27 protein-coding genes are annotated in these 26,426 nt (G+C 68.7%); 11 read left to right on the plus strand and 16 right to left on the minus strand.

Annotated elements, in window-relative coordinates; translation table 11 throughout:
- Positions 1-45: 45 nt before the first annotated feature.
- A complete protein-coding gene (locus ACEXQC_RS02650) occupies positions 46-1,875 on the minus strand; it encodes a DEAD/DEAH box helicase (RefSeq protein WP_374818072.1) in 1,830 nt (609 codons plus the stop codon).
- A gap of 71 nt (positions 1,876-1,946) precedes the next feature.
- On the opposite strand from ACEXQC_RS02650, the gene ACEXQC_RS02655 reads away from it, so the two are divergent.
- Positions 1,947-2,735: an SGNH/GDSL hydrolase family protein gene (locus ACEXQC_RS02655; RefSeq protein ID WP_374818074.1), complete on the plus strand. Its 789-nt coding sequence runs from the start codon at positions 1,947-1,949 to the stop codon at positions 2,733-2,735.
- Positions 2,736-2,745: 10 nt separating this feature from the next.
- On the opposite strand, the gene ACEXQC_RS02660 is transcribed toward ACEXQC_RS02655, so the two are convergent.
- From ACEXQC_RS02660 to ACEXQC_RS02670, 3 genes are all read right to left on the minus strand, one after another.
- A complete protein-coding gene (locus ACEXQC_RS02660) occupies positions 2,746-3,996 on the minus strand; it encodes a D-alanyl-D-alanine carboxypeptidase family protein (RefSeq protein WP_374818075.1) in 1,251 nt (416 codons plus the stop codon).
- A 50-nt stretch (positions 3,997-4,046) separates the two neighbouring features.
- Positions 4,047-5,606 carry an APC family permease gene (locus ACEXQC_RS02665; protein WP_374818078.1) on the minus strand — a complete coding sequence of 520 codons (1,560 nt, stop codon included), beginning with the start codon at positions 5,604-5,606 and terminating at the stop codon, positions 4,047-4,049.
- 81 nt (positions 5,607-5,687) lie between these two features.
- Positions 5,688-6,500 (minus strand): TrmH family RNA methyltransferase, encoded by an 813-nt coding sequence (locus ACEXQC_RS02670; protein WP_374818080.1) that lies wholly within the window; start codon positions 6,498-6,500, stop codon positions 5,688-5,690.
- 132 nt (positions 6,501-6,632) lie between these two features.
- On the opposite strand from ACEXQC_RS02670, the gene ACEXQC_RS02675 reads away from it, so the two are divergent.
- Together ACEXQC_RS02675 and ACEXQC_RS02680 are read left to right on the plus strand one after the other, a co-directional pair.
- Entirely contained in the window at positions 6,633-7,502 is an 870-nt protein-coding gene (locus ACEXQC_RS02675; RefSeq protein WP_374818082.1) for an NAD-dependent protein deacetylase, read from the plus strand.
- 72 nt (positions 7,503-7,574) lie between these two features.
- Complete coding sequence (locus ACEXQC_RS02680; protein ID WP_374818084.1) at positions 7,575-8,201, plus strand: histidine phosphatase family protein; 627 nt, start codon at positions 7,575-7,577, stop codon at positions 8,199-8,201.
- On the opposite strand, the gene ACEXQC_RS02685 is transcribed toward ACEXQC_RS02680, so the two are convergent.
- Complete coding sequence (locus ACEXQC_RS02685) at positions 8,128-9,261, minus strand: glycosyltransferase family 4 protein (RefSeq protein ID WP_374818086.1); 1,134 nt, start codon at positions 9,259-9,261, stop codon at positions 8,128-8,130. The genes ACEXQC_RS02680 and ACEXQC_RS02685 overlap by 74 nt on opposite strands.
- Positions 9,262-9,271: 10 nt before the next feature.
- Positions 9,272-10,213, minus strand: coding sequence for an alpha/beta fold hydrolase (locus ACEXQC_RS02690; protein ID WP_374818088.1), 942 nt, complete (start codon positions 10,211-10,213; stop codon positions 9,272-9,274).
- A 97-nt stretch (positions 10,214-10,310) separates the two neighbouring features.
- On the opposite strand from ACEXQC_RS02690, the gene treS reads away from it, so the two are divergent.
- Together treS and ACEXQC_RS02700 are read left to right on the plus strand one after the other, a co-directional pair.
- Positions 10,311-12,035: a maltose alpha-D-glucosyltransferase gene (gene treS, locus ACEXQC_RS02695; RefSeq protein WP_374818090.1), complete on the plus strand. Its 1,725-nt coding sequence runs from the start codon at positions 10,311-10,313 to the stop codon at positions 12,033-12,035.
- A 3-nt stretch (positions 12,036-12,038) separates the two neighbouring features.
- On the plus strand, positions 12,039-12,938 hold the full coding sequence (locus tag ACEXQC_RS02700; protein WP_374818092.1) for an exonuclease domain-containing protein: 900 nt from the start codon (positions 12,039-12,041) through the stop codon (positions 12,936-12,938).
- A 121-nt stretch (positions 12,939-13,059) separates the two neighbouring features.
- Here ACEXQC_RS02700 and ACEXQC_RS02705 read toward each other — a convergent pair whose 3' ends face one another.
- The 3 genes from ACEXQC_RS02705 to glgA all read right to left on the minus strand — a co-directional run bounded on the left by ACEXQC_RS02705 (position 13,060) and on the right by glgA (position 15,529).
- Positions 13,060-13,317 (minus strand): type B 50S ribosomal protein L31, encoded by a 258-nt coding sequence (locus ACEXQC_RS02705; RefSeq protein WP_374818094.1) that lies wholly within the window; start codon positions 13,315-13,317, stop codon positions 13,060-13,062.
- Positions 13,318-13,392: 75 nt separating this feature from the next.
- Positions 13,393-14,175 carry an ABC transporter ATP-binding protein gene (locus ACEXQC_RS02710; RefSeq protein WP_374818096.1) on the minus strand — a complete coding sequence of 261 codons (783 nt, stop codon included), beginning with the start codon at positions 14,173-14,175 and terminating at the stop codon, positions 13,393-13,395.
- 172 nt (positions 14,176-14,347) lie between these two features.
- Positions 14,348-15,529 carry a glycogen synthase gene (gene glgA, locus ACEXQC_RS02715; RefSeq protein WP_374818098.1) on the minus strand — a complete coding sequence of 394 codons (1,182 nt, stop codon included), beginning with the start codon at positions 15,527-15,529 and terminating at the stop codon, positions 14,348-14,350.
- Between the two features lie 47 nt (positions 15,530-15,576).
- Here glgA and ACEXQC_RS02720 point away from each other — a divergent pair, with 47 nt between their 5' ends.
- Both ACEXQC_RS02720 and serB read left to right on the plus strand, forming a co-directional pair.
- Positions 15,577-16,821, plus strand: coding sequence for a glucose-1-phosphate adenylyltransferase (locus ACEXQC_RS02720; RefSeq protein ID WP_374818100.1), 1,245 nt, complete (start codon positions 15,577-15,579; stop codon positions 16,819-16,821).
- The gene (serB, locus tag ACEXQC_RS02725) at positions 16,818-17,453 is read left to right on the plus strand and encodes a phosphoserine phosphatase SerB (protein ID WP_374818102.1); all 636 of its coding nucleotides are present in this window, start codon (positions 16,818-16,820) and stop codon (positions 17,451-17,453) included. Before ACEXQC_RS02720 ends, serB begins: the two co-directional genes overlap by 4 nt.
- Positions 17,454-17,469: 16 nt before the next feature.
- On the opposite strand, the gene fabG is transcribed toward serB, so the two are convergent.
- Entirely contained in the window at positions 17,470-18,189 is a 720-nt protein-coding gene (fabG, locus tag ACEXQC_RS02730) for a 3-oxoacyl-ACP reductase FabG (protein ID WP_374818104.1), read from the minus strand.
- Between the two features lie 84 nt (positions 18,190-18,273).
- On the opposite strand from fabG, the gene ACEXQC_RS02735 reads away from it, so the two are divergent.
- Genes ACEXQC_RS02735 through ACEXQC_RS02745 form a run of 3 tightly spaced genes read left to right on the plus strand, consistent with a single transcriptional unit; the run spans position 18,274 to position 19,600 of the window.
- Entirely contained in the window at positions 18,274-18,561 is a 288-nt protein-coding gene (locus tag ACEXQC_RS02735; RefSeq protein ID WP_374818106.1) for a DUF3099 domain-containing protein, read from the plus strand.
- Positions 18,558-18,764 (plus strand): hypothetical protein, encoded by a 207-nt coding sequence (locus ACEXQC_RS02740; RefSeq protein ID WP_374818108.1) that lies wholly within the window; start codon positions 18,558-18,560, stop codon positions 18,762-18,764. Before ACEXQC_RS02735 ends, ACEXQC_RS02740 begins: the two co-directional genes overlap by 4 nt.
- Positions 18,761-19,600, plus strand: coding sequence for an SURF1 family cytochrome oxidase biogenesis protein (locus ACEXQC_RS02745; protein WP_374818110.1), 840 nt, complete (start codon positions 18,761-18,763; stop codon positions 19,598-19,600). Before ACEXQC_RS02740 ends, ACEXQC_RS02745 begins: the two co-directional genes overlap by 4 nt.
- 30 nt (positions 19,601-19,630) lie before the next feature.
- Here ACEXQC_RS02745 and ACEXQC_RS02750 read toward each other — a convergent pair whose 3' ends face one another.
- Positions 19,631-21,229: an ABC-F family ATP-binding cassette domain-containing protein gene (locus tag ACEXQC_RS02750; protein ID WP_374818112.1), complete on the minus strand. Its 1,599-nt coding sequence runs from the start codon at positions 21,227-21,229 to the stop codon at positions 19,631-19,633.
- Positions 21,230-21,354: 125 nt separating this feature from the next.
- Here ACEXQC_RS02750 and ACEXQC_RS02755 point away from each other — a divergent pair, with 125 nt between their 5' ends.
- Positions 21,355-21,945, plus strand: a complete 591-nt coding sequence (locus ACEXQC_RS02755) for a biotin transporter BioY (RefSeq protein ID WP_374818114.1) — start codon at positions 21,355-21,357, stop codon at positions 21,943-21,945.
- A 373-nt stretch (positions 21,946-22,318) separates the two neighbouring features.
- Here the strand turns inward: ACEXQC_RS02755 and ACEXQC_RS02760 are convergent, their stop codons facing one another.
- Genes ACEXQC_RS02760 through sufB form a run of 5 tightly spaced genes read right to left on the minus strand, consistent with a single transcriptional unit; the run spans position 22,319 to position 26,309 of the window.
- Positions 22,319-22,648, minus strand: a complete 330-nt coding sequence (locus ACEXQC_RS02760; RefSeq protein WP_374818116.1) for a metal-sulfur cluster assembly factor — start codon at positions 22,646-22,648, stop codon at positions 22,319-22,321.
- A 4-nt stretch (positions 22,649-22,652) separates the two neighbouring features.
- Positions 22,653-23,417, minus strand: a complete 765-nt coding sequence (gene sufC, locus ACEXQC_RS02765; RefSeq protein ID WP_374818117.1) for a Fe-S cluster assembly ATPase SufC — start codon at positions 23,415-23,417, stop codon at positions 22,653-22,655.
- A 1-nt stretch (position 23,418) separates the two neighbouring features.
- Positions 23,419-23,745, minus strand: a complete 327-nt coding sequence (locus ACEXQC_RS02770; protein ID WP_374818119.1) for a non-heme iron oxygenase ferredoxin subunit — start codon at positions 23,743-23,745, stop codon at positions 23,419-23,421.
- A gap of 3 nt (positions 23,746-23,748) precedes the next feature.
- Positions 23,749-24,888 (minus strand): Fe-S cluster assembly protein SufD, encoded by a 1,140-nt coding sequence (sufD, locus tag ACEXQC_RS02775; RefSeq protein ID WP_374818121.1) that lies wholly within the window; start codon positions 24,886-24,888, stop codon positions 23,749-23,751.
- A gap of 2 nt (positions 24,889-24,890) precedes the next feature.
- The gene (sufB, locus tag ACEXQC_RS02780) at positions 24,891-26,309 is read right to left on the minus strand and encodes a Fe-S cluster assembly protein SufB (RefSeq protein WP_374818123.1); all 1,419 of its coding nucleotides are present in this window, start codon (positions 26,307-26,309) and stop codon (positions 24,891-24,893) included.
- Positions 26,310-26,426: the final 117 nt, after the last annotated feature.

Genomic DNA, 26,426 nt, shown 5'->3' on the forward strand with positions numbered 1-26,426 from the left:
GCCGCACTCCCCGGAACGTGCAGGCAGCCACCCCACCTTCGGGGTTCAGCGGCCCGCGGTGCTCATCCACTTGCGCACGGTCACGATGCGGGACTGCAGCTGGGTCACACTCGCCTGCGCCACCGCAGGGCCTCCGCAGATGCGGCGGAGCTCGGCGTGGATGAGCCCGTGCGGCTCGTTCGAGGTCTTCGACCAGATGCCCACGAGCGAGTTGAGCAGACTGCGCTGCTCCTTGAGCGTGCGGTAGAGCGGGGCGGGCACGCCTCCCTGGTCGGGAGTGTCCTCCTTCGGACCAGTGGTCCCGTTCGCCTTGGCGTGCTTCTGCTGGCGCGCCTGGCGGTGCTGCAGCAGATCCTTCACCTGATCGGGCTCGAGGAGGCCAGGCAGCCCCAGGAAGTCGAGCTCCTCCTCGCTGCCCACGACGGCCTGGAAGCCGAACTCGCCGCCGTCGTAGACCACGCGGTCGAAGGTGGCCTCCGAGCCGATGGCCTGGAAGCTGTACTCCTCCAGCAGGCTCTCGGAGGCCTTCTCCTCGCGGTTCGCCGCGGCCACCATGGCGTCTTCGGGGTTGTAGAAGTCGCCCTCGGGGTTCGACCCGTCGTCGCGCTTGTCGAGGGCGTGGTCGCGCTCGAGCTCGAGCTTCTCGGCCAGCGCCATGAGCGAGGGCACGTTCGGCAGGAACACCGAGGCCGTCTCGCCGCGCCGCCTGGCGCGCACGAAGCGGCCGATCGCCTGCGCGAAGAACAGCGGCGTCGAGGCGCTCGTGGCGTACACCCCCACGGCGAGCCGCGGCACGTCCACGCCCTCCGACACCATGCGCACGGCCACCATCCACCTGGTCGTGCCCTTCGAGTACTGGTCGATGCGGTCGGAGGCCTCCTTCTCGTCCGACAGCACCACGGTCACGCTCTCGCCCGTGAGGGATTCGAGGATGGCCGCGTAGGCGCGCGCCACGGTCTGGTCGGTGGCGATCACGAGGCCACCGGCATCCGGAATGGCCTGACGCACCTCGGAGAGCCGCTTGTCGGCGGCACCGAGCACCTGCGGGATCCAGTCGCCCGCCGGGTCGAGTGCCGTGCGCCAGGCCTGGGAGGTGATGTCCTTGGTATTGCCCTCGCCGAGCCTGGCCTCCATCTCGTCGCCCACCTTGGTGCGCCAGCGCATGTGCCCGGCGTAGACCATGAAGAGCACGGGCCGCACCACGCCGTCCTTGAGTGCGCGGCCGTATCCGTAGCTGTAGTCGCTCTTCGAGACGCGGATGCCGTGCTCGTCGGGCGCGTACTCCACGAAGGGGATGGGCGAGGTGTCGGAGCGGAACGGTGTTCCGGTGAGCGAGAGCCGGCGGGTGGCGGGCTCGAACGCCTCGCGCACGGCGTCGCCCCAGCTGAGCGCGTCGCCGCCGTGGTGCACCTCGTCGAGGATCACGAGGGTGTTGGCGCCCTCGGTGAGCTCGCGGTGCAGGAGCGGCCGGGCGGCCACCTGCGCGTAGGTGAGGGCCACCCCGTGGAAGTGCCGGCCGAAGCGGGACTCGCTGTTCTTGAACCCAGGGTTGAGGCGCACACCGGCGCGGTCGGCCGCATCGGCCCACTGCCGCTTGAGGTGCTCGGTGGGGGCCACCACGATCACGCGGTCGACGGTGCGGCGGTGCAGCAGCTCGGAGGCGAGGCGCAGGGCGAACGTGGTCTTGCCTGCACCGGGCGTGGCGGCGGCCAGGAAGTCGCGCGGCTCGTGCTCGAAGTAGGCGGTGAGCGCCTCCTCCTGCCACGCCCTCAGGCGGCCCGCGGTGCCCCACGGGGCACGGGCGGGGAAGGAGGGCGACAGCTGCCCCGCTGCACTCGTACCGGGGGCCGGTTCGAAGTGCGGGAGAGTGGTCACGATGTTCGAGGATACCCCGCACGGATGACACGGGCTTACCCTGGGAGGCGTTCGGAAAGGAACGCACGCCCATGACCCAGCCCCACCCCTGGCGCCGCTACGTCGCCCTCGGAGACTCGTTCACGGAGGGTCTCGGCGATCCAGAGGCGCACTCGCAGGGCGGCAACCGCGGCTGGGCGGATCGTGTGGCCGAGGTGCTCGCTCTGACCTCGGACGGCGGCTTCTCGTACGCGAACCTCGCCATCCGCGGCCGCCTGCTGCAGCAGATCCTCGACGAGCAGATCGAGCCGGCACTCGAGCTCAAGCCCGACCTCATCAGCATCTCCGCCGGGGGCAACGACGTCATCCGCCCCGGCACCGATCCCGACGATCTCGCCGCCCGCTTCGAGGTCGGCATCCGCCGGCTGCGTCGAGACGACGCGACCGTCGTGATCTTCACGGGAGTCGACACGGGCTTCACCCCGGTGTTCAAGGGCATCCGCGGGCGCGTCGCCATCTACAACGAGCACCTGCGGGTGATCGCCGACCGCTACGACTGCGTGGTGGCCGACCAGTGGGGGCTCAAGGAGATCCAGGACACCAGGATGTGGTCGCTCGACAGGCTGCACCTCAACGCGCTCGGCCACCACGAGGTCGCCAGGCTCGTGCTGCGCTCGCTCAACGTCGACAACGACCTCGTGGCCGGGGTTCCCGAGCCGCTCCCCCGCGCGAGCTGGCGACGCGCCCGCAACGAGGACCTCGTGTGGGCGCGCGTGCACCTCATGCCGTGGGTGCTGCGCCGCATCACCCACCGCTCGAGCGGCGACGGCGTGCTGCCGAAGCGACCGCTGGCCGAGCCGATCTACGCGCCGAAGGACTGACGGGGCCGGTTCAGCCGAAGAGGCGACCCGGGTTCGCGAGCCGCCAGCCCACGTCGGGTCCTTCGAGCGCGTCCGTCAGCGTGACGGGAACGGTGACCTCGCCGCTGCCGAGGGTCAGCCCCTCCACGGTGTACCGAGCGGTGCCCACCTCGTCGCCCTCTGCGGCGCTGTCGACCTGCTCCAGCTCGACCTCACCCGTGATGCTCGTCGCCGACCACACGGTCGTCGACACCGATTCGGAGGCCACCACGTCGGCCTGCGACCCCCAGTCGGTGGAGTAGCTGCCCAGCACGTCTCCCGCGGCCACCACCTGCACGGTCTGGAAGCCGCTCTCGGCGCTCTGCAGCAGCGCGAGCACCGAGGCCTGCAGCGAGGCCGTGTCGGCGCCCCCGAGCACCACCCCGGCGAGCTGCAGGGTCTGCCCGTCCACCACGTAGTCCGCCGAGAACAGCAGGCAGAAGCCCGCCTCGTCGGTCGTGCCCGTCTTCACCCCGTCGATGCCCGCGGTGCCGATGAGCGTGTTCGAGTTCTCGACGGCTCCGAGCTGGGGCAGCTCGAGGGCGGAGGTGCCCACGATGCCGCTCAGTGTGGGCTCGGCGAGGGCGAGCCCCGCCAGCGTGAGCAGGTCGGCCGTCGTGCTGCGCGAGTCGGGGCTGAGTCCGGAGGGATCGACCACCGAGGTCCCCGTGAGCCCGTGCTCCGCCAGCCAGGCGGTCGCCGCGGCCAGGTAGGAAGCCGTGTCGCCGAACGCCCAGTTCGTGAGCGTGAAGGCGTAGTTGTTGGCCGACTCGAGCATCATGATCTCGATGACCTCGCGCTCGGTGAGCACCTGGCCGGGGTACACGGAGGCCCACGAGCCGTTCTCGGCGATCGTGGCCTGCAGCAGCGCCTCGTCGGCCGCCGTCATGGTGAGCTCCGGGCCCTCCTCGCCCTCGGCGATCGGCTTCGCGTCGAGCACCACGAGGGCCGTGACGACCTTCGTGATGCTCGCGATCGGAACAGGATCGGTGCTGCCGCTCTGGCCGAGCATCCTCGACTCCCCGCCGTTCACGATGCCGATGGCGCTCGATCCCTGTCCGGGCACGGCGAGCGAGGTCGCGGCGGTCGTCACGGCGGCAGGCTCGGCTGCGGTCGCGGTCGCCGCGGGCACGGGGGCCAGGAGGGCGACGGGCAGGTAGGTGAGGAGGAGCGCCAGCAGGAGCAGGGCGGTGCCCACCACGATCCGCCGACGCCGGTACACGGCAGGGCTGGCAGGGCTCATCCGCTCATCCTAACCAGCGCAGGATGAGCGGATGATGCGCGGCGCACCCGCTACATCAAGCCGCCGTCGACGGAACGCGGCACGAGCTGGTCGTCCTCCGGCACGAGCACGGCGGTCTCGCGGTTGAGGCTCTCGCCTCGGAAGAACGGCTTCGCGCGCGGGAAGAACGACCAGACGATCATGATCACCACACCGAGGGCGAGCGAACCGACACCCACCACGAACACGCCGCCGATGCCGAAGATCACCGTGTAGCCGTAGTCGGGGTTGTACATGTCGATGGCCGACTGCACGAACGCCGCGGTGAGCATGAGCCCACCGATGAGCGGGAACAGGCCCTTGAAGAAGAAGTCACGCGCATTGGTGAAGATCTCCTTCCGGAAGAACCAGATGCACGCGAAGCTCGTGAGCGCGTAGTAGAACGCGATGGCCAGACCGATCGAGAGGATCGTGTCGGCCAGGATGTTCTCGCTCACGAGGGTCATGCCCACGTAGAACACGATCGCCACGATGCTCATGAAGATCGTCGCGAAGCGCGGCGTGCGGAACTTGGGGTTGATGCGGCCGAAGGCCTCGGGCAGCGCCTTGTAGGTCGACATGGCGAGGGTGCCGCGGGCCGTCGGCAGAATGGTGGTCTGCGTCGACGAGATGGCCGACACGCACACCGCGATGACGAGCAGCCACGCCCACGGGCCGAACACCGCATCCTTCAGGGCGAAGAACACGTCTTCGGAGTTGCCCTCGTTGCCGAGACCGATGCCCGAGGTGCCGAGACCCGCGAAGGCCATCGCCGCCACCGTGACGGAGACGTAGGTGACGAGCAGGATGACGGTGGAGAGCACGGCGGCGCGACCGGGGGTGCGCTTCGGGTCCTTCGTCTCCTCGTTGAGCGCGAGACACGTGTCCCACCCCCAGTAGATGAAGAGGCACAGCAGGATCGCCTCGGTGAAGCCCGAGAGCGAGGTGAACGCGAACGGGTTGAACCAGTCGAGCTGCGGGGTCGTGGAGCCCTCTGGGGCTGTGCCGGTGAAGACGCTCCAGAGCGCCAGGATCACGAACAGCACGAGCGCGAGGTACTGCACGGCCAGCAGGATGTTCTGCAGCCGCTCGCCGATCTCGAGGCCGCGCACACTGATGAACGTCATGAGGGCGATGAAGACCACACCCGTGGCGGTCACGAGCACCACGTTGTCGTAGAGATCGGGGTTGTTGGTGAGCAGCCACAGGTACTTGCTGCCGATCTGGGCGAGGTTGGCGAGCACGATGATGCCGGCCACCGCCACTCCCCAGCCGGCCAGCCAGCCGGTGCGCGGCCCGAAGGCCTTGGTGACCCAGGTGAACGCCGTGCCGCAGTCGGGCACCGCGCGGTTGAGCTCGCGATAGGCCGAAGCGGTGAGGAACATCGGGATGAACGCGAGGATCATGGCGATGGGCGCTTGGGCCCCCACGGCCAGCACCACGAAGCCCACGGTCGCCGCGAGCGAGTAGACCGGCGCCGTGGAGGCGAGACCGATCACGGTCGAGCCGAACAGCCCGAGTGTGCCTGCGGCGAGGCCCTTGCCTCCGGTGGGCGGCGGCACGACGGCGGGCGCTGCTCTCTTGTCGGACATTCAGGTCTCCCTCGGGTTCAAGTAGGAGGAAGCATAGGGGCTCCGCGGCCCGACCGGGAGTAGGAGGTGCCCACCTCGTGCTCAGCGCGTCGCGAACCGGAGGGCGTAGAGAGCCACGGCGCTGGCCGAGGCCACGTTGAGGGAGTCGACTCCGTGCAGCATCGGGATCTCGATGCGCACGTCGGCCGCGGCCAGCGCGCGGCGGCTCAGGCCGTCGCCCTCGGTGCCCAGCACGATCGCCACTCGCTCGGGCAGCGCCGCCGTGAACTCGGGCAGCGGAACGGAGTCGTCACCGAGCGCGAGGGCGGCGATGGTGAAGCCCGCCTCGTGCAGCATCGGCGCCGCCTCGCTCCACTCCCCGATGCGTGTCCAGGGCACCTGGAGCACCGTGCCCATGCTCACGCGCACGCTGCGGCGGTAGAGCGGATCGGCGCACCTCGGCGTGATGAGCACCGCATCCGCCCCCAGCCCGGCCGCCGAGCGGAAGGCGGCGCCCACGTTGGTGTGGTCCACGATGTCCTCGAGCACCACCACGGTGCGGGCGTCGCGCAGCAGCTCGCGTGGGTCGGGCAGCTCCGGCCGGTGCATCGAGGCGAGTGCGCCGCGGTGCATCGCGAACCCCGTGAGCTGCTCCAGCAGGGAGTCGTCGGCCACGAAGACGGGCACCTCGGGGAACCGCTCGACGAGCCACTCGAGATCCGGCAGCCACTTCTCCTGCAGCAGCACCGAGCGCGGCCGGTGACCCGCGGCCACGGCGCGCTCGATGACCTTGCTCGACTCGGCGAGGTAGAGCCCGCCCTCGGGCTCCAGGATGCGCCGGAGCGCCACATCGGTGAGGTTGGCGTAGTCGGCGAGCTCCGGCCGGTCGAGGGAGTCGATGGGGACGAGGGGCACGGGAGTGGGACCGATCTGAGGGGCGCGGGACGAGCGGATTCACCCCCCACTCTGCCAGCACGGAAACATTCCGGAAAACTTCGCTGTTTAGACTCGGTGGAGGCCGATGCAATCCATCGGCGAGGAGGTCCCATGGTTCCGCTCGTCTCTTCCTCTCCCGAGGCGACCGCATCCACCGATCCCGCGGTGGCGGCGGCCGTCGACCGCGCCGCCGAGGTGCTCGCGGGCAAGCGCGTCGTGGTGCTCACGGGCGCCGGCGTCAGCACCGACTCCGGAATCCCCGACTACCGGGGCGAGGGAGCTCCGCAGCGAAACCCGATGACCTTCGACCAGTTCCTCGCGAGCGCGTCGTTCCGCAAGCGCTACTGGGCGGGCAGCCACCTCGGCTGGCGCATGTTCGACGCGGCACGACCCAACCGCACCCACCGCATCCTCGCCGAGCTCGAGGATGCGGGTGTGGTGACGGGTGTCGTCACCCAGAACGTCGACGGTCTGCACGCCCGCGCCGGCACCCGCCACCTCGTCGACCTGCACGGCTCGATGGACAGGGTCAACTGCCTGCAGTGCGGCCAGACCTTCGCCAGGGCGAGCATCGCCGATCGCATCAGCAGTGCCAACCCGGGGCTCGGCGAGCCCGAGCTCGTGCGCATGGCGCCGGACGGCGACGCCGACGTGGGCGAGTGGGAGGCCTTCGAGGTGCCCGCCTGCACCGTGTGCGGCGGTGTGCTCAAGCCCGACGTGGTGTTCTTCGGGGAGTTCATCCCCACCGAGAAGTTCGCAGAGGCCTCCTCGATGGTGGGCACCTCCGACGCCATGGTCATCGCGGGCTCCTCGCTCGTGGTCAACTCCGGCATCCGCCTGCTCGAGCAGGCCAGGCGCCGCAAGCTCCCCATCGTGATCGTCAACCGCGGCGCCACGAAGGGCGACAACCGCGCCACCGTGAAGATCGACGCCGGGGCCGCCGAGACGCTCGGCGCACTAGCCGCACGCCTGCTGCCCTGATCTGTTCCGCTGAGCCGCTGCGCTGAGTCTCTGCCCGAGCCTGCGGCCGCCTCTCGCTTTAGACTGGCGGTGATGACTACCTTCACGTTCGTGCGCCATGGCCAGACCGACTGGAACTTCCAGAAGCGCATCCAGGGCACGACGGATGTGCCGCTCAACGAGACCGGGCGCGAGCAGGCCCGCGAGGCCGCCGAGCAGCTCGCCGGTCGGCGGTGGGACGGCATCGTGGCCAGCCCGCTGAGCCGGGCGCGCGAGACCGCCGAGATCATCGCCCGGCAGCTCGGGCTGCCGGCCCCCGAGATCGTCGGTGCGCTCCAGGAGCGCAGCTACGGCGAGGTGGAGGGGCTCGATGCCGTGGGCATCGCCGAGCGCTTCCCGGATCCGCTGGCACCCGTCCCCGGCCGGGAGCGGCGCTCGGACGTCGTCAAGCGCGTGCTGCCCGCCCTCGAGGCCCTCGCCGAGGAGCACCCCGGCGAGTCGCTCATCGTGGTCTCGCACGGTGGCGTGATCGCGTCGCTCCTCCGCTACGTCACCGAGAAGAAGCTGCCGGAGAAGGCCCACGCCATCCCCAACGGCTCGGCGCACGACTTCGTGATCGAGGCCGGTGAGGTCTCGATCCTCGAGTTCAACGGCGCGGCGATCGACCCGACGATCCGAACGCGAGCTCCGCTAGCACTCGAGCTGACGCGTCCCAGCTGAACGTCTCGGCCTGCGTGCGCGAGGCCCTCGAGCGCCGCTGCCACTCCACCGGATCCTCGAGTAGCCGGATGCGCGCGGCGAAGGCTGCCGCATCGCGCGCGGGCGCGTAGAGGGCCGCCTCTCCCCCGATCTCGTGGAACACGCCGATCTCGCTCACGACCACGGGTGTGCCGTGCCCCATGGCCTCCACGAGCGGGATGCCGAAGCCCTCGTCGAGCGAGGCCGTCACGAGGGCCGTGGCGTGCTGGAGCAGCTCGGAGTACTCCTCGTCGCTCACGCCGTCGTGGAACACGAGCTGGGCCTCAGGGTCGATGGCCTGCAGGCGCTCCCTGTCGGCGTCGGAGACCTTGCTCACGAGGTGCAGCGTGTAGCCGGGCAGCTCGCCGACGGCCCGCACGAGGGTCTCCACGTTCTTGTACGGCATGAACGAGCCCATGTACACGAGCGAGCGCGCCGCGGACCTCGCCCGCACGGCGTCGTCTGCGGAGGCCGCCTGCGCCACCTCGGCGGGAGGCAGGTCCGCGGCGTTCCGCGCCACGATGACCGGTTTCGTGGTGAGTCGATGGCTCTCGATGAGCCCACGCGTGGTCTCGGAGACCGTCACGATCGCATCCGCTCGATTGAGCAGCAGGCGCTGCGGCCACCAGGCCTTGTGGTACAGCCGCCAGAGCACGCGCACGAACGCGGGCAGGTCGCGGGGAGGCGTGGGGTTCGAGTAGTAGATGAGGTCGTGCACGGTGAGCGCCAGGCGGTAGCGGCGGCGGAACGTGCCCATGGTCTGCATGGGGCTGATCACGACGTCGGGGGCGAGCCGGTTGACCTGCAGCGAGACGATCGGCTCGAGCACGCTCGTGGGGCCCGAGGCCTTCACCCAGGGCAGGTCGGGCAGCATCTCGAGCTGGCGCTCGTCGCTGATGAGCATCGTGATGTCGAGACCCGCCACGGCGGGGTCACCGGCCTGCACGAGCTTCTGCAGAGCGCCGACCACACCGGCCGTGTAGCGGCTGATGCCGTCGTGCCGGCCGAGGCGGGTGTAGCGGCAGTCGAAGACGAGCTTCACGAGCGGGCGCTCACGATCGCGCGAGGAACGAGCGGATGGCGTCGGCCGCCTCCACGGGGCGCTCGTAGTGGATGAGGTGGCCGACCCCCTCGATCACCACGAGCTCGGCGCTGGGGATGGTGTTCTGCACGTCGTACTGGGCGGCCACGGGCGTGATGTCGTCCTTGTCGGCCGCGATCATGAGCGTGGGGGCTGTGATGCGCGCGGCGTACTCGCTCACGTCGTGGCTCACCGAGGCGCGGAAGGCGTCGAGCACGACGCTGCGGGTGGCGAAGGCCGAGAAGTAGCGGTGGTGCTGGTCGTGGATCCAGCGGCGGAGGCTCTTGTCCTTCGTCTTGGCCATGGTGCTGCTCATGATCTGCACCACGAGGCCGCTCCGCAGGATGGCGAAGCCGAGCTTCTCCGGCACGGCCGCCGAGAACTGGTAGTAGACGATCGCGAGGCGCGTCATGACCCCGCGCGGGCCGGCGAGAGCGGGGGCGGCGATGGGGTTGATGAGCACCACGTCGTCGGCCTCGAGCGTGCCCCCGTCGCCCTCGCCCGCAAGGGCCGCCGAGACCACGATGGAGCCGAAGGAGTGGCCGATCACCACGATGCGGGCCGCGGGCGACTCGGCGCGCACGCTCGCCACGAGCGCCTTGGTCCAGGCCGCGTAGCCCTCGACGTCGTGGGTCGCCGCGAGCGGTGTCGACTCGCCGAAGCCGGGAAGGTCGGGCGCCACGATGCGGGTGCCGGGCTCGTCGAGCTGGGCGATCACGGGCTCGAGGCCGTGGTGGTCTCCGCGGAAGCCGTGCACCACCACGAGAGCCGTGGTGGCCTCGCGGCGCGCCTCCTCGGTCTGGCCGGCGGCCCCGTACTCCCACACGTGCGTGCTGCTGCCGAGCAGGGTGTGCACCCGGGTGGAGACGGGCATGCGGGCGAGGGCGCGGGCGTAGGGCGAGGCGACGGTCATCCCGACCAGCATAGGCGGCGCTGGCGGTGTCGGTTGTTTGGACTAGCGTGGTGCGTGGAACGGCCCGGCCGGTCTTCCGTACTCCGAAAGGACACCTGTGAGCTTCACCGCACCCATCCAGTCTCCGGGCCTCTCCCTCGATCCGGAGTGGTATCGCCGCTCGGTGTTCTACGAGGTGATGATCCGCTCGTTCGTCGACTCCAACGGCGACGGATTCGGTGACATCGCCGGTCTCATCTCGAAGCTCGACTACCTGCAGTGGCTCGGCATCGATGCGTTGTGGCTGCCGCCCTTCTTCCAGTCGCCGCTCCGCGACGGCGGGTACGACGTCTCCGACTTCACGGCCGTGCTGCCCGACTACGGCACGGTGGAGGAGTTCCGCGAGCTCGTCACGAAGGCCCACGAGCGCAACATGCGCATCATCATGGACTTCCCGCTCAACCACACGTCCGACCAGCACGAGTGGTTCCAGCAGTCGCGCGCCGACCCCGAGGGCCCGTACGGCGACTTCTACGTGTGGAGCGATGACGACGAGAAGTACGAGGGCATCCGCATCATCTTCGTCGACACGGAGGAGTCGAACTGGACTTTCGACCCCGTGCGCCGGCAGTTCTTCTGGCACCGCTTCTTCTCCCACCAGCCCGACCTCAACTTCGAGAACCCGGCCGTGCAGGAGGCCATCTTCGATGTCTGCCGGTTCTGGCTCGACATGGGGGTCGACGGCCTGCGGCTCGACGCCATCCCCTACCTCTTCGAGTCCGAGGAGGGCAACGGCGAGGGCGAGCCCAAGACGCACGAGTACATCGTGCGCCTGCGCGAGATGGTCGACAACGAGTACCCCGGGCGCATGCTCGTGGCCGAGGCCAACCAGTGGCCGCGCGAGGTCGCCGCGTTCTTCGGCACCGAGGAGGAGCCGGAGTGCCACATGGCCTTCGACTTCCCCGTCATGCCCCGCATCTTCTACTCGCTCCGCTCGCAGCGGGCCGACGAGCTCATCCGCGTGCTCTCCGAGACGCTCGACATCCCGAAGGGCGCCGCCTGGGGTGTGTTCCTGCGCAACCACGACGAGCTGACGCTCGAGATGGTCTCGGAGGAGTACAGGCAGGCCATGTACGGCTGGTACGCCTACGACCCGCGCATGCGCTCGAACATCGGCATCCGCCGCCGCCTCGCGCCCCTGCTCGACAACTCGCGTGCCGAGCTCGAGCTCGCCCACGCACTGCTGTTCTCGCTGCCCGGCTCGCCGTTCCTGTACTACGGCGACGAGATCGGCATGGGAGACAACATCTGGCTCGCCGACCGCGACTCCTCGCGCACGCCGATGCAGTGGACTCCCGACCGCAACGCCGGGTTCTCCACGGCCGATCCAGGCAAGCTCTACCTTCCCGTGGTGCAGTCGCTCGTCTACAACTACAACCTCGTCAACGTGGAGTCGCAGCTCGCCCAGTCGCGTTCGCTGCTGCACTGGGTGCGCAACGTCATCCACGTGCGGAAGGCCCACCCCGTGTTCGGCATCGGCACCATGCAGGTGCTCTCGAGCGACCACGAGTCCGTGCTCGCCTTCGTGCGCTCCTACGAGGGGTCGAAGGACTACCTGGGCGACGGGCCCGAAGACGTGCTGTGCGTGTTCTCGTTCTCGCACAACCCGGTGTCGGCCACCATCGTGGCGCCGGAGTTCGCCGGTCGTCGCCTGTTCGATCTGTTCGGTCACGGCGAGTTCCCCTCTTTCGACGACGAGGGGAGGGTTACGCTCACTTTCGGAACCCAAGCCTTCTACTGGCTGCACGTCGGCCAGAGAACCGAGCAAGAACAGGGGCGCTGACGAGTGCCGAAAGCCGAGACCTCCCGCTCCGACGTCTTCGTCGAGGTGCCGCTGTTCGACCTGGTCGATGCGGAGCTCGTGGTGGAGCAGGCGGCGGCAGCGCCGTTTGCCGCTCCCACCGCAGCCCCGGAGATCCCGGCGGTCCCGGCGGTGCAGGCCTCTCCTGCTGTCGCCGAGGTTCCTGCCGAGCCCGCGCCGCGCCCGCGGCCGGCCTGGGCCGACCGTCTCGTCGTCTTCGACCTCGAGACCACGGGAATCGACGTGGAGACGAGCCGTGTGGTCACCGCCAACATTTCTCGCCTCGATGCCGCGGGTGAGCCGATCCAGCGCCACGACTGGCTGGCCGATCCGGGGGTCGAGATCCCCGAGCAGGCCACGGCGGTGCACGGCATCACCACCGCTCGTGCCCGCGCCGAGGGCCGATCGTCTGCCGAGGTCATCGCCGAGATCGTCACCGAACTGCGTCGTGCGCTCGACGACGGCTACGCGCTCGTGGTCTACAACGCCCCCTACGACCTCACGCTGCTGCACCACGAGTCACGGCGGCACGGGGTGCTCCCCCTCGTCGCCCCCTCCCCCGTGATCGATCCGCTCGTCATCGACAAGCAGCTCGACCGCTACCGCAAGGGCAAGCGCACGCTCGAGGCCTCATCGGGCCACTACGGGGTGTCGCTCACCGACGCGCACGACGCCGGCGCCGACGCCATCGCCGCGGGCCGGGTGGCCCAGGCCCTCGCGTCGGCGTTCCCCGCCGAGCTCGACCTCCCCCTCGCCGAGCTCCACGACGCGCAGCACGCCTGGCACGACGCGCAGTGCGACTCGTTCGAGGACTACATGCGTCGCGTCCGCGATCCGCTCTTCACCGCGCGCCGCGGCTGGCCCGAGGTCCCCCCGCGCGCCTGAGTCCCACGACTCGGCGATGATGCTGGGCCCCGCAACGACGAAGAACCCCGCCGGCCGAAGCCGACGGGGTTCTCGTGCTGTGGGTGCGGAGCGGTGCAGGTGCTCCGCCGACCAGCGTGGGCTACTTGGAGCCGCCGAAGCCCTTGTAGCGGTTGTTGAACTTCTCGACGCGACCGGCCGAGTCGAGGATGCGCTGCTTGCCCGTGTAGAAGGGGTGCGACTCCGACGAGATCTCGACGTCGATGACCGGGTAGGTGTTGCCGTCCTCCCACTCGATCGTCTTGGCGGAGCCGACGGTCGAACGGGTGAGGAAGGTGGCGCCCGATGCGAGGTCGCGGAAGACAACAGCTTCGTACTTGGGGTGGGTGTCAGTCTTCATAGTGGAGTCCTTGTGTCACAGCGAGGGATGAGATCTAGGGCCAGACGGCCAGCTAGAGAGTTTAGCAGATATCGGTCAGACCGCGCGAGCGCTGTAGCGCCCGTCGGCCTCGGTGAGGGCGATCGGCAGACCGAACGTGGTCTCGAGGTTCTCGGCGGTCAGCACCTCGCCGAGCGCGCCCGCCGCCACGATGCCGTCGTGGCCGAGCAGCAGGGCGTGCGTGAAGCCCTTCGGGATCTCCTCCACGTGGTGGGTGACCATCACGATCGCGGGAGCCTCAGGGGCCGAGGCGTAGCCGCCGAGCAGCTGCAGCAGCTCCTCGCGGGCACCCAGGTCGAGGCTCGCGGCCGGCTCGTCGAGTAGCAGCAGCTCGGGGTCGGTCATCACCGAACGGGCGATCTGCACACGCTTCTGCTCGCCGTCGCTGAGCGAGCCGAAGAGCCGCTCCGCGAGGTGGTCGAGCTTCCACTCCACGAGCACGCGCTGGGCACGACGCAGGTCGATGTCCTCGTAGTCCTCGTTCCAGCGCCCCGTCACCGAGTAGGCGGCGGTGAGCACCACGTTGAGCACGGTCTCGTTGGCCGGGAAACGGCGCGCCATGGCGCTCGAGGCGAAGCCCACGCGCGGCCGCAGCTCGAACAGGTCTACCTGGCCCAGGGTGCCCTCGAGCACCTGCACGGTTCCGCCCGAGGGGTGGCTCATGGCGGCCGCGATCTGCAGCAGCGTGGTCTTGCCCGCACCGTTCGGGCCGAGCACGACCCAGCGCTGATCGCCGTCGACCCGCCAGTTCACGCCACTGAGGATGGGATTCCCATCGCGGACAACCGAAACGTCTTCGAGATCGAGCACTGTGGGCATGTTGTTAGCTTATCCGCGCCGCCGCCTCTGCGGCGCGGGCGACATGCTGTGCGGAGTGTGCTGACTGCTGCGCCGCCGCTCCTGCGGCGCAGGCGACATGCTGTGCGGCCGTCGCTTCGCGGCGTCCGTACAGCCCTGGGTCGTCGAGTACGGCCTGTTGCGTGGTTTTCGGTTAGATCAGCGCGCGGTAGATGTCTGCTGTCTGGGCTGCTATCGCCGTCCAGCTGAATTCTGCTTCTGCTCGGGCTCTGCCTGCGGCGCCTAGGCGGGCTGCTCGTTCGGGGTCGGAGACGATCTCGGTGAGGGCGCGTGCCAGGTCCGCCACGAAGCGGTCGGGGTCTGTGGGGGTGCCCGTGCCGTCCTGCAGCTGGTCGATGGGCACGAGCAGGCCGGTCACGCCGTCGTCGACGACCTCCGGGATGCCGCCCGTCGCGGTGCCCACCACGGGCAGCCCGCACGCCATGGCCTCGAGGTTCACGATGCCGAGGGGCTCGTAGACCGAGGGGCACACGAACACGGTCGCGGCCGTGAGCACCGCGGCGAGCTGCTTCTGCGGCAGGATCTCCTCGATCCAGACGATGCCGCCGCGCGTCTCCTGTAGCGTGCGCACGGCGCTCGAGACCTCCTCGAGGATCGCGGGCGTGTCGGGCGCGCCCGCGCACAGCACGACCTGCACGTCCTCGGGCAGCAGCGCGATCGCGCGCAGCAGGTACGGCAGGCCCTTCTGCCGGGTGATCCGCCCCACGAACACCACCGTCGGCCGGTCGGCGTCGATGCCGAGACGCTCGAGCACCGAGGCGTCGTGAGTCGGCGCCCACTTCTCGAGATCGATGCCGTTGTAGACCGTCACGAGCTTCGACTCGTCGAGCGCGGGGTACGAGCGCAGGATGTCGCGGGCCATGCCGTTGCTCACCGCGATCACCTTGTCGGCCGACTCGAACGCATCCTTCTCGATGAGCGACGAGATGCGGTAGCCACCGCCCAGCTGCTCGGCCTTCCAGGGGCGCAGCGGCTCGAGCGAGTGCGCCGTCACCACGTGGGGCACGCCGTGCAGCAGCGAGGCCAGGCGGCCGGCGGCGTTGGCGTACCAGGTGTGCGAGTGCACGAGCGAGGTGCCGGCGACGGCCTCGGCGATCTGCAGGTCGACACCGAGCGTGGTGAGGCTCGGATTGGCCCCACTGAGCTCGGCGGGAACACCGTAGGCGAAGACGCCCTCCTCCTCGCGCGGGGCCCCGAAGCAGCGCACGGCCACGTCGAGATGAACCCGCAGACCCTTCACCAGTTCGGCGACGTGCACGCCGGCACCTCCGTAGACCTCGGGCGGATACTCTCGGGAAATCACGTCGACTCGCATAGTTGAACGGTAGTACCACCCGGCCGAAACCTCATTATGGTGGGGGTATGGCAGCATCAAAGAAGATCTTCGGCATCGTCCTGGCCGGGGGCGAAGGCAAGCGGCTCATGCCCCTCACGGCCGACCGAGCGAAGCCCGGAGTGCCGTTCGGCGGCGGCTACCGTCTCATCGACTTCGCTCTCTCGAACCTCGTCAACTCGGGCATGCGGCAGATCGTCGTGCTCACGCAGTACAAGTCGCACTCCCTCGACCGCCACGTCTCGCAGACCTGGCACCTCGACGGGCTGCTCAACTCGTACATCGCCTCCGTGCCCGCTCAGCAGCGGCTCGGCAAGCGCTGGTTCAGCGGGTCGGCCGACGCCATCCTGCAGTCGCTCAACCTCATCCGCGACGAGAAGCCCGACATCGTGGTGGTGGTCGGCGCCGACCACGTCTACCGCATGGACTTCGGTCAGATGATCCAGGCGCACATCGACTCGGGCAAGGGCGCGACCGTCGCGGCCATCCGCCAGCCGATCGAGCTCAGCGACCAGTTCGGCGTCATCCAGACCGATCCGGACGACCCGACGATCATCAGCGAGTTCCTCGAGAAGCCCACAGACGCCACGGGCCTCGCCGACTCCCCCGGCGAGGTGCTCGCCTCGATGGGCAACTACATCTTCGACGCCGACCAGCTCATCGACGCCGTCATCCACGACGGCGAGCTGCCCGGTTCGAGCCACGACATGGGAGGCGACATCATCCCCGCCTTCGTGGCCGCCGGCAACGCCGCCGTCTACGACCTCAACCGCAACGAGGTGCCGGGATCGACCGACCGCGACCGCTACTACTGGCGCGACGTGGGAACCATCGACTCGTTCTACGACGCCCACCAGGACCTCATCTCGGCCCTCCCGGTCTTCAACCTCTACAACGAGAAGTGGCCGATCTACACCCAGCAGCTCAACTCGCCGCCGGCCAAGTTCGTGCGCGACAGCAAGGGCAACCCCGGCGTCACGGTCGAGTCGATCGTGTCGCTCGGCTGCCTCATCTCCGGCGCCCGCGTCGAGGGCAGCGTGCTGGGCCCTTGGACCACGGTCGACTCCGGTGCTCTCGTGCAGCAGTCCGTGCTCTTCGACCGCGTGCACATCGAGCCGGACGCCGTGGTGCGGCGGGCTATCCTGGACAAGAACGTGATCGTGGCGGCCGGCGCCCAGGTGGGTGTGGATGCGGAGCGCGATCGTGAGCGCGGGTTCACGGTCACCGACTCCGGCATCACCGTCGTAGGCAAGGGAGTTCGCGTAGTCCCATGAGTCTTCTCATCATCCTCGATGTCGATTCCACCCTCATCGAGAACGAGGTGATCGAGATGCTGGGAGACCTGGCCGGCTGCCACGCCGAAGTGGCCGGCATCACCGAGCGCGCCATGCGCGGTGAGCTCGACTTCGCGCAGAGCCTCGCCGCGCGGGTCGAACTGCTCGAAGGGCTGCCGGAGTCGAGCTTCGACGAGGTGCGTGCCGAGATCAGGGTCACAGACGGTGTGCCCACCATGATCGAGGCGGTGCACGCCGCGGGCGGTGCCGTCGCCGTCGTGTCGGGTGGCTTCCACGAGGTGCTCGATCCGCTCGCCTCCGAGCTCGGTCTCGACCACTGGCGGGCCAACCGGCTCGGCGTGGCCGACGGTCGGCTCACGGGCACCGTCTCCGGCCCCATCATCGACCCGCAGAGCAAAGCGGATGCGCTCATCGAGTGGGCCGAGGGCCTCGGCATCCCGCTCTCCCGCACCGTGGCCGTGGGCGACGGAGCGAACGACCTGCGCATGATGGAGGTTGCCGGCCTCTCGGTGGCGTTCGCCGCGCGGCCCCTCGTGCGCGAGAACGCCGACCTCGTGATGGACGTGCGCGACCTGAGCCAGCTGCTCCCCCTGGTGGGCCTCCGCGGGTAGCAGCTGGTGGCTGCGGCTAGTGGCCCATGCCGAGGCCGCCGTCGACGGGGATGACCGCGCCGGTGATGTAGGCGGCGTCGTCGCCCGCGAGCCACGCCACGGCCTTGGCCACCTCGCCGGCGGATCCGTAGCGCCCGGCGGGGATGCTCTTCTTGTACTCGGCCTGCTGCGCCTCGGGCAGCTCGGCGGTCATGTCGGTCTCGATGAAGCCGGGGGCCACCACGTTCGCGGTGATGCCGCGGGCGCCCAGTTCGCGCGAGACGGAGCGGGCGAGTCCCACGAGCGCGCTCTTCGAGGCGCTGTAGTTGACCTGGCCGGCGGATCCGTAGAGCCCCACCACGCTCGAGATGAGCACGATGCGGCCGAAGCGCGCCTTGAGCATGCCCTTCGACGCGCGCTTCACCACGCGGAACGCGCCCGTGAGGTTGGTGTCGATCACGCTCGTGAAGTCGTCCTCCGACATGCGCATCATGAGCATGTCGCGCGTGATGCCCGCGTTCGCGACCACGACCTCGACGGGGCCGAGCTCCTTCTCCACCTCGGTGAACGCGGCGTCGATGGAGGCGCCGTCGGTGACGTCGGCGATGACGGTGAGCGTTCCCTCCGGGCCCTTTCCTGATCGCGCCGTCACGGCGACGCGGTGGCCCTGGGCCACGAACTCCTCGGCGATCGCGAAGCCGATGCCGCGGTTGCCCCCGGTGATGAGAACGGTACGGGGGGTGGTGGAGCTGGTCACGGAAAGTGGTCCTCACTGCTGGGCGTCGGATGATCGAATACCAGCTTAGGAGCAGGAAAGCGAGCGTAGGCTAGGGGGTACACCATGAAGAGCAGCCAATCGGTCACCAGCCTCCCCTCGTCACCCGATGACGAGCGTCGGAAGCGCATGAACAAATATCTGCTCATGATGTCGATCCGCATCGTCTGTCTGGTGCTCATGCTGTTCGTTCAGGGCTGGTGGCTCGTGGTCGCCGCCGCCGGCGCCATCCTCCTCCCCTACTTCGCGGTCGTGCTCGGCAACGTCGGCACCTCCACGATGCAGCGGCACGAGCAGCCCACCTCGATCGAGGTCTATCGGCCCGTGCCCGGTTCCGAGGAGCCCCGCACGTGATCTCGCTGGGGCTCGAGCCCTCGGTCTCCGAGTGCTCGAGGGCCGGCTGCCGCGAGCAGGGGCGGTGGCGCATCGAGTGGCGCAACCCCAAGATCCACACGGAGGATCGGCGCAAGGTCTGGTTGGCCTGCGACGAGCACGAGGAGTACCTGCGCGAGTTCCTCGCGGCGCGTGACTTCCCTCTCGAGGTCGTCCCGGCATGATGGGCTGGCGTTTCCTGCTCAGTCGACGCTGGGCCGGCTACCTCGCGCTCACGCTCGTGTTCGCTCTCGTGTGCGTGCTCCTCGCCCTCTGGCAGCTGGCGCGGCGCGACGAGGCCGTCGCCGAGATCAACCGGGTGGCCGGCAACTTCGACGCCTCCCCGACTCCGCTCGCCGATGTGCTCCCCGAACTCGACTCCTACGACGAGGCGGATGAGTGGCTCACCGTCTCCATGACGGGCCGCTACCTCACCGACGAGCAGCTGCTCGTGCGCAACCGTCCGCTCGGCGGCGACGTGGGGTTCGACGTGCTCGTGCCCCTGCAGCTCGAGAACGGCGACGTGTTCGTGGTCGATCGCGGCTGGGTGCCCACCGGTGAGCGGCAGAACGCTCCGGATGCGGTCCCGGCGCCCCCTTCCGGCACCGTTTCGGTCGTCGTGCGCCTCAAGGCGGGCGAACCGGCCCTCGCTTCGATGGGTGGGCTCGGCGACGGCCAGATCGGCACCATCGAGCTGCCGGTGATCGCCGACGAGCTCGACCTGCCGACCTACACGGGTGCCTACGGACTGATGGCCAGCGAGGATCCCGCCCCCGCCGAGCGGCCGATGGCCATGCCGAAGCCGCAGCCCGATGAGGGGGCGCACCTCTCGTACACGTTCCAGTGGTTCTGCTTCGGGGTGCTCGGCTTCGTGGGGCTCGGCTACATCATCCGGCAGGAGTTCCGACGGCTGAACGCCGACGATCCCGAGGAGCAGGAGCGCGAGGCGGAGCGGGAGCGCAAGCGGGCCGCCCGCAAGACGGATGCCGATGTCGAGGACGAGATCCTCGACAAGCGGTGATCCGCTGCGGTTCTCCGACCTGCTGCGGCTCTACGCGAGGCTGATCAGGTCGGCGTAGTCCTTGTTCCAGTGGTCCTCGACCCCGTCGGGCAGGATCAGAACACGCTCGGGATTGAGCGCCTCGACGGCGCCCTCGTCGTGGCTCACGAGCACCACGGCACCCTCGTAGTGGGCGAGCGCGTCGAGGATCTCCTCGCGGCTGGCCGGGTCGAGGTTGTTGGTGGGCTCGTCGAGCAGCAGCACGTTGGCGCCGGAGACCACGATCATCGCGAGGGCGAGTCGGGTCTTCTCTCCACCCGAGAGCACGCCGGCGGGCTTGTGCCCGTCGTCTCCCGTGAAGAGGAACGAGCCGAGCACACGGCGCGCCTCGGTCTCGGTGAGGTTGGGCGACGCCGACACCATGTTCTGCAGCACGGTGCGGTTGACGTCGATGGTCTCGTGCTCCTGGGCGTAGTAGCCGATGCGCAGGCCGTGGCCGGGCTCGATCTGGCCGGTGTCGGGCGTGTCCGCCCCGCCGAGGATGCGCAGCAGCGTGGTCTTGCCCGCGCCGTTGAGGCCCAGGATGACGACCTTCGAACCGCGGTCGATCGCGAGGTCGACGGCCGTGAAGATCTCGAGCGATCCGTAGCTCTTCGAGAGGTTGGAGGCCATGAGCGGTGTGCGACCGCAGGCGGCGGGGGTGGGGAAGCGCAGCTTGGCCACACGATCCACCTCGCGCACCTCCTCGAGGCCGCTCAGCATCTTCTCGGCGCGGGCCACCATCTGGTGGGCGGCGGCGGCCTTCGAGGCCTTCGCACCGAAGCGGGCGGCCTGCATCTGCAGCTGGCCGGCCTTCTTCTCCACGTTGACGCGCTCCTTCTTGCGGCGCTCCTCGTCGGCGGCGCGCTGGCGAAGGTAGTTGCGCCAGTTCATGTTGTAGACGTCGATGACCTGGCGGTTGGCGTCGAGGTAGAAGACACGGTTGACGGTCTCACCCACGAGCTCGATGTCGTGGCTGATCACGATGAAGCCGCCGTTGTAGTTCTTGAGGAACTCGCGCAGCCACACCACCGAGTCGGCGTCGAGGTGGTTCGTGGGCTCGTCGAGGATGAGCGTCTCGGCGTCGGAGAAGAGGATGCGCGCGAGCTCGATGCGGCGGCGCTGACCACCGGAGAGCGTCTTGAGCGGCTGGTCGAGGATGCGGTCGGGCAGGCTCAGGTTGCTCGCGATCGATGCGGCCTCGGCTTCGGCGGCGTAGCCACCGAGTGCGTCGAAGCGCTCGGTGAGGTTGCCGTACTTCTTCATGGCGGCAGCGCTGACCTTGGGGTCGTCGCTCGCCATGGCCATCGACGACTCGGTCATCCCCTCGAGCAGGGAGCCCAGACCGCGGGCGTTCAGGATGCGCGTGCGAGCGAGCTCCTCGGGGTCGCCCGAGCGGGGATCCTGGGGCAGGTAGCCGAGCTCACCGCTGCGGTTGACGGTGCCGGCGGCGGGCTGCTGGTCGCCCGCGAGCACCTTGGTGAGCGTGGTCTTCCCCGCGCCGTTGCGGCCCACGAGGCCGACCTTGTCGCCCGGACCGACTCGGAACGACACGTCCTCCATGAGGGTTCGTGCGCCGACCCGGATCGCCAGGTCTGTAACGCTGAGCACAGAGAAATCCAATTCTTTCGTTGCGTTGCCACAACGCGGGGGGTGGGGGGACGTCTTCTAGTATATTTCGAGAGACTGGGCCGGCTGACCGCCGTTCGCTCACAGCCAGTCTCAGAAGGAGACGCATGTCCGCCCTCACGCCGGCTCTCGCCCGCCCCACCCTGGCCGACAGGCTCGTCGCCCGCAGCCTCGTCTCCGACGCGCTGCTCGTGGTCGGCGGAGCCGCCTTCGTCGGGCTCCTCGCTCAGGTCGCCATCCCGCTGTGGCCCGTGCCGATCACGGGGCAGACCCTCGCCGTGCTGCTCGTCGGTTCCACCCTCGGCGCGCTTCGCGGCGTTCTCGCCATGGTGGTCTACGCGGTCGTCGGCATCGCAGGCGTGCCGTGGTTCAGCGATGCGAGCGCAGGGCTGCAGGTCGTGGCGGGCCCGACCGGTGGCTACATCATCGGCTTCATCCTCGCCGCCGGCCTCACCGGCTGGCTCGCCCAGCGCAACTGGGACCGCCGCGTTCTCGGTGCCTTCGCCTCGTTCTCGGCCGGCACTCTCATCACTTTCGCGATCGGCCTCCCCTGGCTCGCCGCCTCGCTCGGCTTGAACCTCGACGAGACCCTGCAGGCAGGTCTCTACCCCTTCATCCTCGGCGGCGTCATCAAGGCCCTCCTCGCCGCAGGCATCATCCCCCTCGCCTGGAAGCTCACCTCCCGCCCCAAGCACTAGCCCCCGCGGACTTCACCACACGTCGCGGCGACCGACTCCCCCAGGAGCTCGGTCGCCGCGACGTTCGTCGTTATCCACGCTGATGACGCCGACACCAGCCCGCACCGGCGCTGCCGCCCCCTCCACAGAGTCGGCTGCGCCGCGAGGTGGTGGGAGGCCGACCACCGGGTAGTAGCGGTGGACGACCACATGCGGCCAGCCTGGCGCCCCGTTGCCCCTCAAGGCGCAGCGCATCGCGATCTGTAGACAACGGGATCGCCGGACGTACCGTGGAGAAGTCTCCTGTGGACGGATAACGACAAACGTCGCCGCAACCGGGCTCCAAGGGGAGGCGGTTGCGGCGACGTGTGGTGAAGTCCGCGTGGGCGGGGCGTCAGATGGAGAAGCCGAGGGCTCGCATCATGTCGCGACCGTCGTCGGTGATCTTGTCGGGGCCCCACGGCGGCATCCACACCCAGTTGATGCGGAACTGCTCCACCACGCCGTCGAGCGCCTCCGCCGTCTGCTCCTCGAGCACGTCGGTGAGGGGGCAGCCGGCCGATGTCAGGGTCATGCTGATGACGAGAGCATCCTGCTCGTCGTCCCAGCCGAGGTCGTAGATGAGACCGAGGTCGACGATGTTCACGCCGAGCTCCGGGTCCATCACGTCTTTGAGCGCTTCCTCGATCTCGTCGAAGCGCTGGGGTGCGAGGGTTGTGACCATTCCGTTATTCTACGATCGCGCCGGTGAGAAAGCGATCGTAGCCCTCGTTCTCGAGGCGCACGGCGAGCTCGGGCCCGCCCTGCTCCGCCACACGACCGGCCACGAACACGTGCACGAAGTCGGGCTTCACGTAGCGCAGGATGCGGTTGTAGTGCGTGATGAGCAGCACGCCGAGGCCCGTGGTGGCCTTCGCGCGGTTGACACCCTCGGAGACGATCTTGAGCGCATCCACGTCGAGCCCGGAGTCGGTCTCGTCGAGCACCGCGAACTTGGGCTTGAGCAGCTCGAGCTGCAGGATCTCGTGGCGCTTCTTCTCGCCGCCCGAGAACCCCTCGTTGACGTTGCGCTCCCGGAACGTGCGGTCCATGCGGAGTGCCGTCATGGAGGAGTCGAGATCCTTGATCCAGGTGCGGATGGGCGGTGCCTGGCCGTCAAGCGCGGTCTTGGCCGTGCGCAGGAAGTTCGACACCGACACACCGGGGATCTCGACCGGGTACTGCATGGCGAGGAAGAGGCCGGCGCGAGCGCGCTCGTCGACGGTCTTGTCGAGCATCTCCTCGCCGTCGAGCGTCACGGAGCCGCCCTCGACGTGGTACTTGGGGTGCCCGGCGATCGCGTAGGCGAGCGTGGACTTGCCCGAGCCGTTGGGGCCCATGATGGCGTGGGTCTCGCCCTCGCCGATCGTGAGGTCGACGCCGCGCAGGATCTGCTTGGTCCCCTGCTCGGTCTCGACGCTCACCTGGAGGTCTTCGATCTTGAGAACAGACATGCTAATCAATCACTTTCGTCACGGTCGGGTCGATGTAGATGTCCCCATCGATGATCTCGATCGAGAACACGGGGACGGGCTCGTAGGCCGGGAGCGTCAGAGGCTTCCCGGTCTCGAGCGAGAACTTGGAGCCGTGCGCCCAGCACTCGAGCGTGTCGTCTTCGACGAAACCCTCGGCCAGCGAGATGTCGCCGTGCGTGCAGGTGTCGCCGATGGCGTGGCACTCCCCCGCGCTGTCTTTGACGAGAGCGATCGCGACGCCGCCCACCATGACGCGGAGCGCCTGGTTGACCGGCACGTCCTCGAACGCGCACACCTTCTCGGCCATGCGCTACTCCGCTGCCTGGGCGGCGAGCAGCTCGACCTCGACGGCGGCGGTGAGCCGCTCCTCGAGGGCGGGCGAGCCGATCTCGTTGATGATCTCGGCGAGGAAGCCGCGCACCACGAGGCGACGCGCCTCCTCCTCGGAGATGCCGCGCGACTGCAGGTAGAACAGCTGCTCGTCGTCGAACCGACCCGTGGAGGAGGCGTGGCCCGCTCCCTGGATGTTGCCGGTCTCGATCTCGAGGTTCGGGATACTGTCGGCGCGCGTGCCCTCGGAGAGCACGAGGTTGCGGTTCTGCTCGTAGCTGTCGGTGCCGTCGGCGTGCGGGCCGATCAGCACGTCGCCCACCCAGACCGTATGCGCGCCCTTGCCCTGCAGTGCGCCCTTGTAGTTGACACGGCTGCGGGTGTTGGCGGCCACGTGGTCGATGTACGGGCGCTGCTCGAAGTACTGGCCCGCGTCGGCGAAGTAGAGGCCGAACGAGTCGATCGATCCCCCGGTCTCCACGAGGTGCACCGACGGGTTGACACGCACGATCGAGCCGCCGAGCGACACGACGACGTGGCGCAGGTTCGCATCCCGACCCACTCGCGCGAAGTGCGAGGACAGGTGCAGCGCCGAGTCGTCCCACTCCTGCACGGTCACGACCGTGAGCTGAGCGTTGTCGCCCACCACGATCTCGACGTTCTCCACGAGGTTCGCCGACCCGTGCTGCTCGAGGATGACGACGCCCTTGCTGTTCGGCTTCGCCTCGATCACCACATGGGCGGCACGTGCCTCGGACCCGAACCGGTCGCGGCGCACCACGAGCTCGGCCGACTCCTCACCCGAGACCTCGATGTGCAGCACCTTCTCCACCGACGACCAGGCGTTGGCGGCGGCGCGGTCCTCGGGAATGCCCGCGGAGCCGACGAGCGGCGACGACGGGTCGACCCAGTTCACCGCGGTGCCCACCGACTCGGAGTAGGTGAACGCCGTCGGCGAACCGTCGAGCGGCCCCTCGGTGAGGTGCTTGACGGCGGCGAGCGGAATGAACTTCCACTCGAACTCGAGGCCGGTGACGTCGGGGAAGTCGGCGACCGAGGTGGACGCCGGGCGCTCCGACCTGGTCTGGACGGGAACGAATGCGGGTGAGGCGAGGGCCATGTTCAGCCTACGGATCCTTCCATGCCCATCTCGATGAGCTTGTTGAGTTCGAGCGCGTACTCCATCGGCAGCTCCCGGGCGATCGGCTCGATGAAGCCGCGCACGATCATGGCCATCGCCTCGTCCTCGGGGAGGCCGCGCGACATGAGGTAGAAGAGCTGCTCCTCGGAGACCCTCGAGACCGTGGCCTCGTGACCGAGCTGCACGTCGTCGACCCGGATGTCGATGGCCGGGTAGGTGTCGGAGCGCGAGATGGTGTCGACCAGCAGGGCGTCGCAGCGAACCGTGTTGGCCGAGTGGTGCGCGTTCTCCGACATGCGGATCTCACCTCGGTACCCGGCTCGACCGCCGCCGCGGGCGATCGACTTGGAGACGATCGACGACTGCGTGTACGGAGCCATGTGCACCATCTTCGCGCCGGCGTCCTGGTGCTGGCCGGGGCCTGCGAAGGCCACGGAGAGCGTCTCGCCCTTGGCGCGCTCGCCCACCAGGTAGATCGACGGGTACTTCATGGTGACCTTGGAACCGATGTTTCCGTCGATCCACTCCATCGTCGCGCCCTCGTGCGCGATGGCACGCTTGGTGACGAGGTTGTAGACGTTGTTCGACCAGTTCTGGATGGTCGTGTAGCGCACACGGGCGTTCTTCTTGACGATGATCTCGACCACGGCCGAGTGCAAGGAGTCGCTCTTGTAGATCGGGGCCGTGCAGCCCTCGATGTAGTGCACGTACGAGCCCTCGTCGGCGATGATCAGCGTGCGCTCGAACTGACCCATGTTCTCCGTGTTGATGCGGAAGTAGGCCTGCAGCGGGATCTCGACGTGCACGCCGGGCGGCACGTAGACGAACGATCCGCCCGACCACACGGCGGTGTTGAGAGCTGCGAACTTGTTGTCGCCCGAGGGGATGACGGTGCCGAAGTACTCGGTGAAGAACTCGGGGTGCTCGCGGAGCGCCGTGTCGGTGTCCATGAAGATGACGCCCTGGGCCTCGAGGTCTTCGCGGATCTGGTGGTAGACCACCTCGGACTCGTACTGCGCGGCCACACCGGAGACGAGGCGCTGACGCTCCGCCTCGGGGATGCCGAGCCGCTCGTACGTGTTCTTGATGTCGTCCGGCAGGTCCTCCCAGGTCTGGGCCTGCTTCTCCGTGGATCGCACGAAGTACTTGATGTTGTCGAAGTCGATGCCCGAGAGGTCTGCACCCCACGTGGGCATGGGCTTGCGACCGAAGATCTGAAGGGCCTTGAGGCGCGTCTTCAGCATCCACTCCGGTTCGTTCTTGAGAGCGGAGATGTTCTCGACGACTCCCTCGTTGATGCCCCGCTTCGCGGTGGCACCCGCCGTGTCCGAATCGGACCAGCCGAATTCATAGACGCCGAGGTTCTCGAGTTCCGGTCGGTCGATCAGTACGTCTGACATGACTGACTCCATTTCTTACTGCTGACAACCTCTTGTGCGGTGCAACCGCACCGAGGTCTCCGACATTCCATCGTCGCATCGAACTATCTGCCGAACAGGGACTCTGGGCGGATTGTG

The sequence above is a fragment of the Herbiconiux liukaitaii genome, from assembly GCF_041927495.1.
Taxonomy (GTDB): Bacteria; Actinomycetota; Actinomycetes; order Actinomycetales; family Microbacteriaceae; genus Herbiconiux; species Herbiconiux liukaitaii.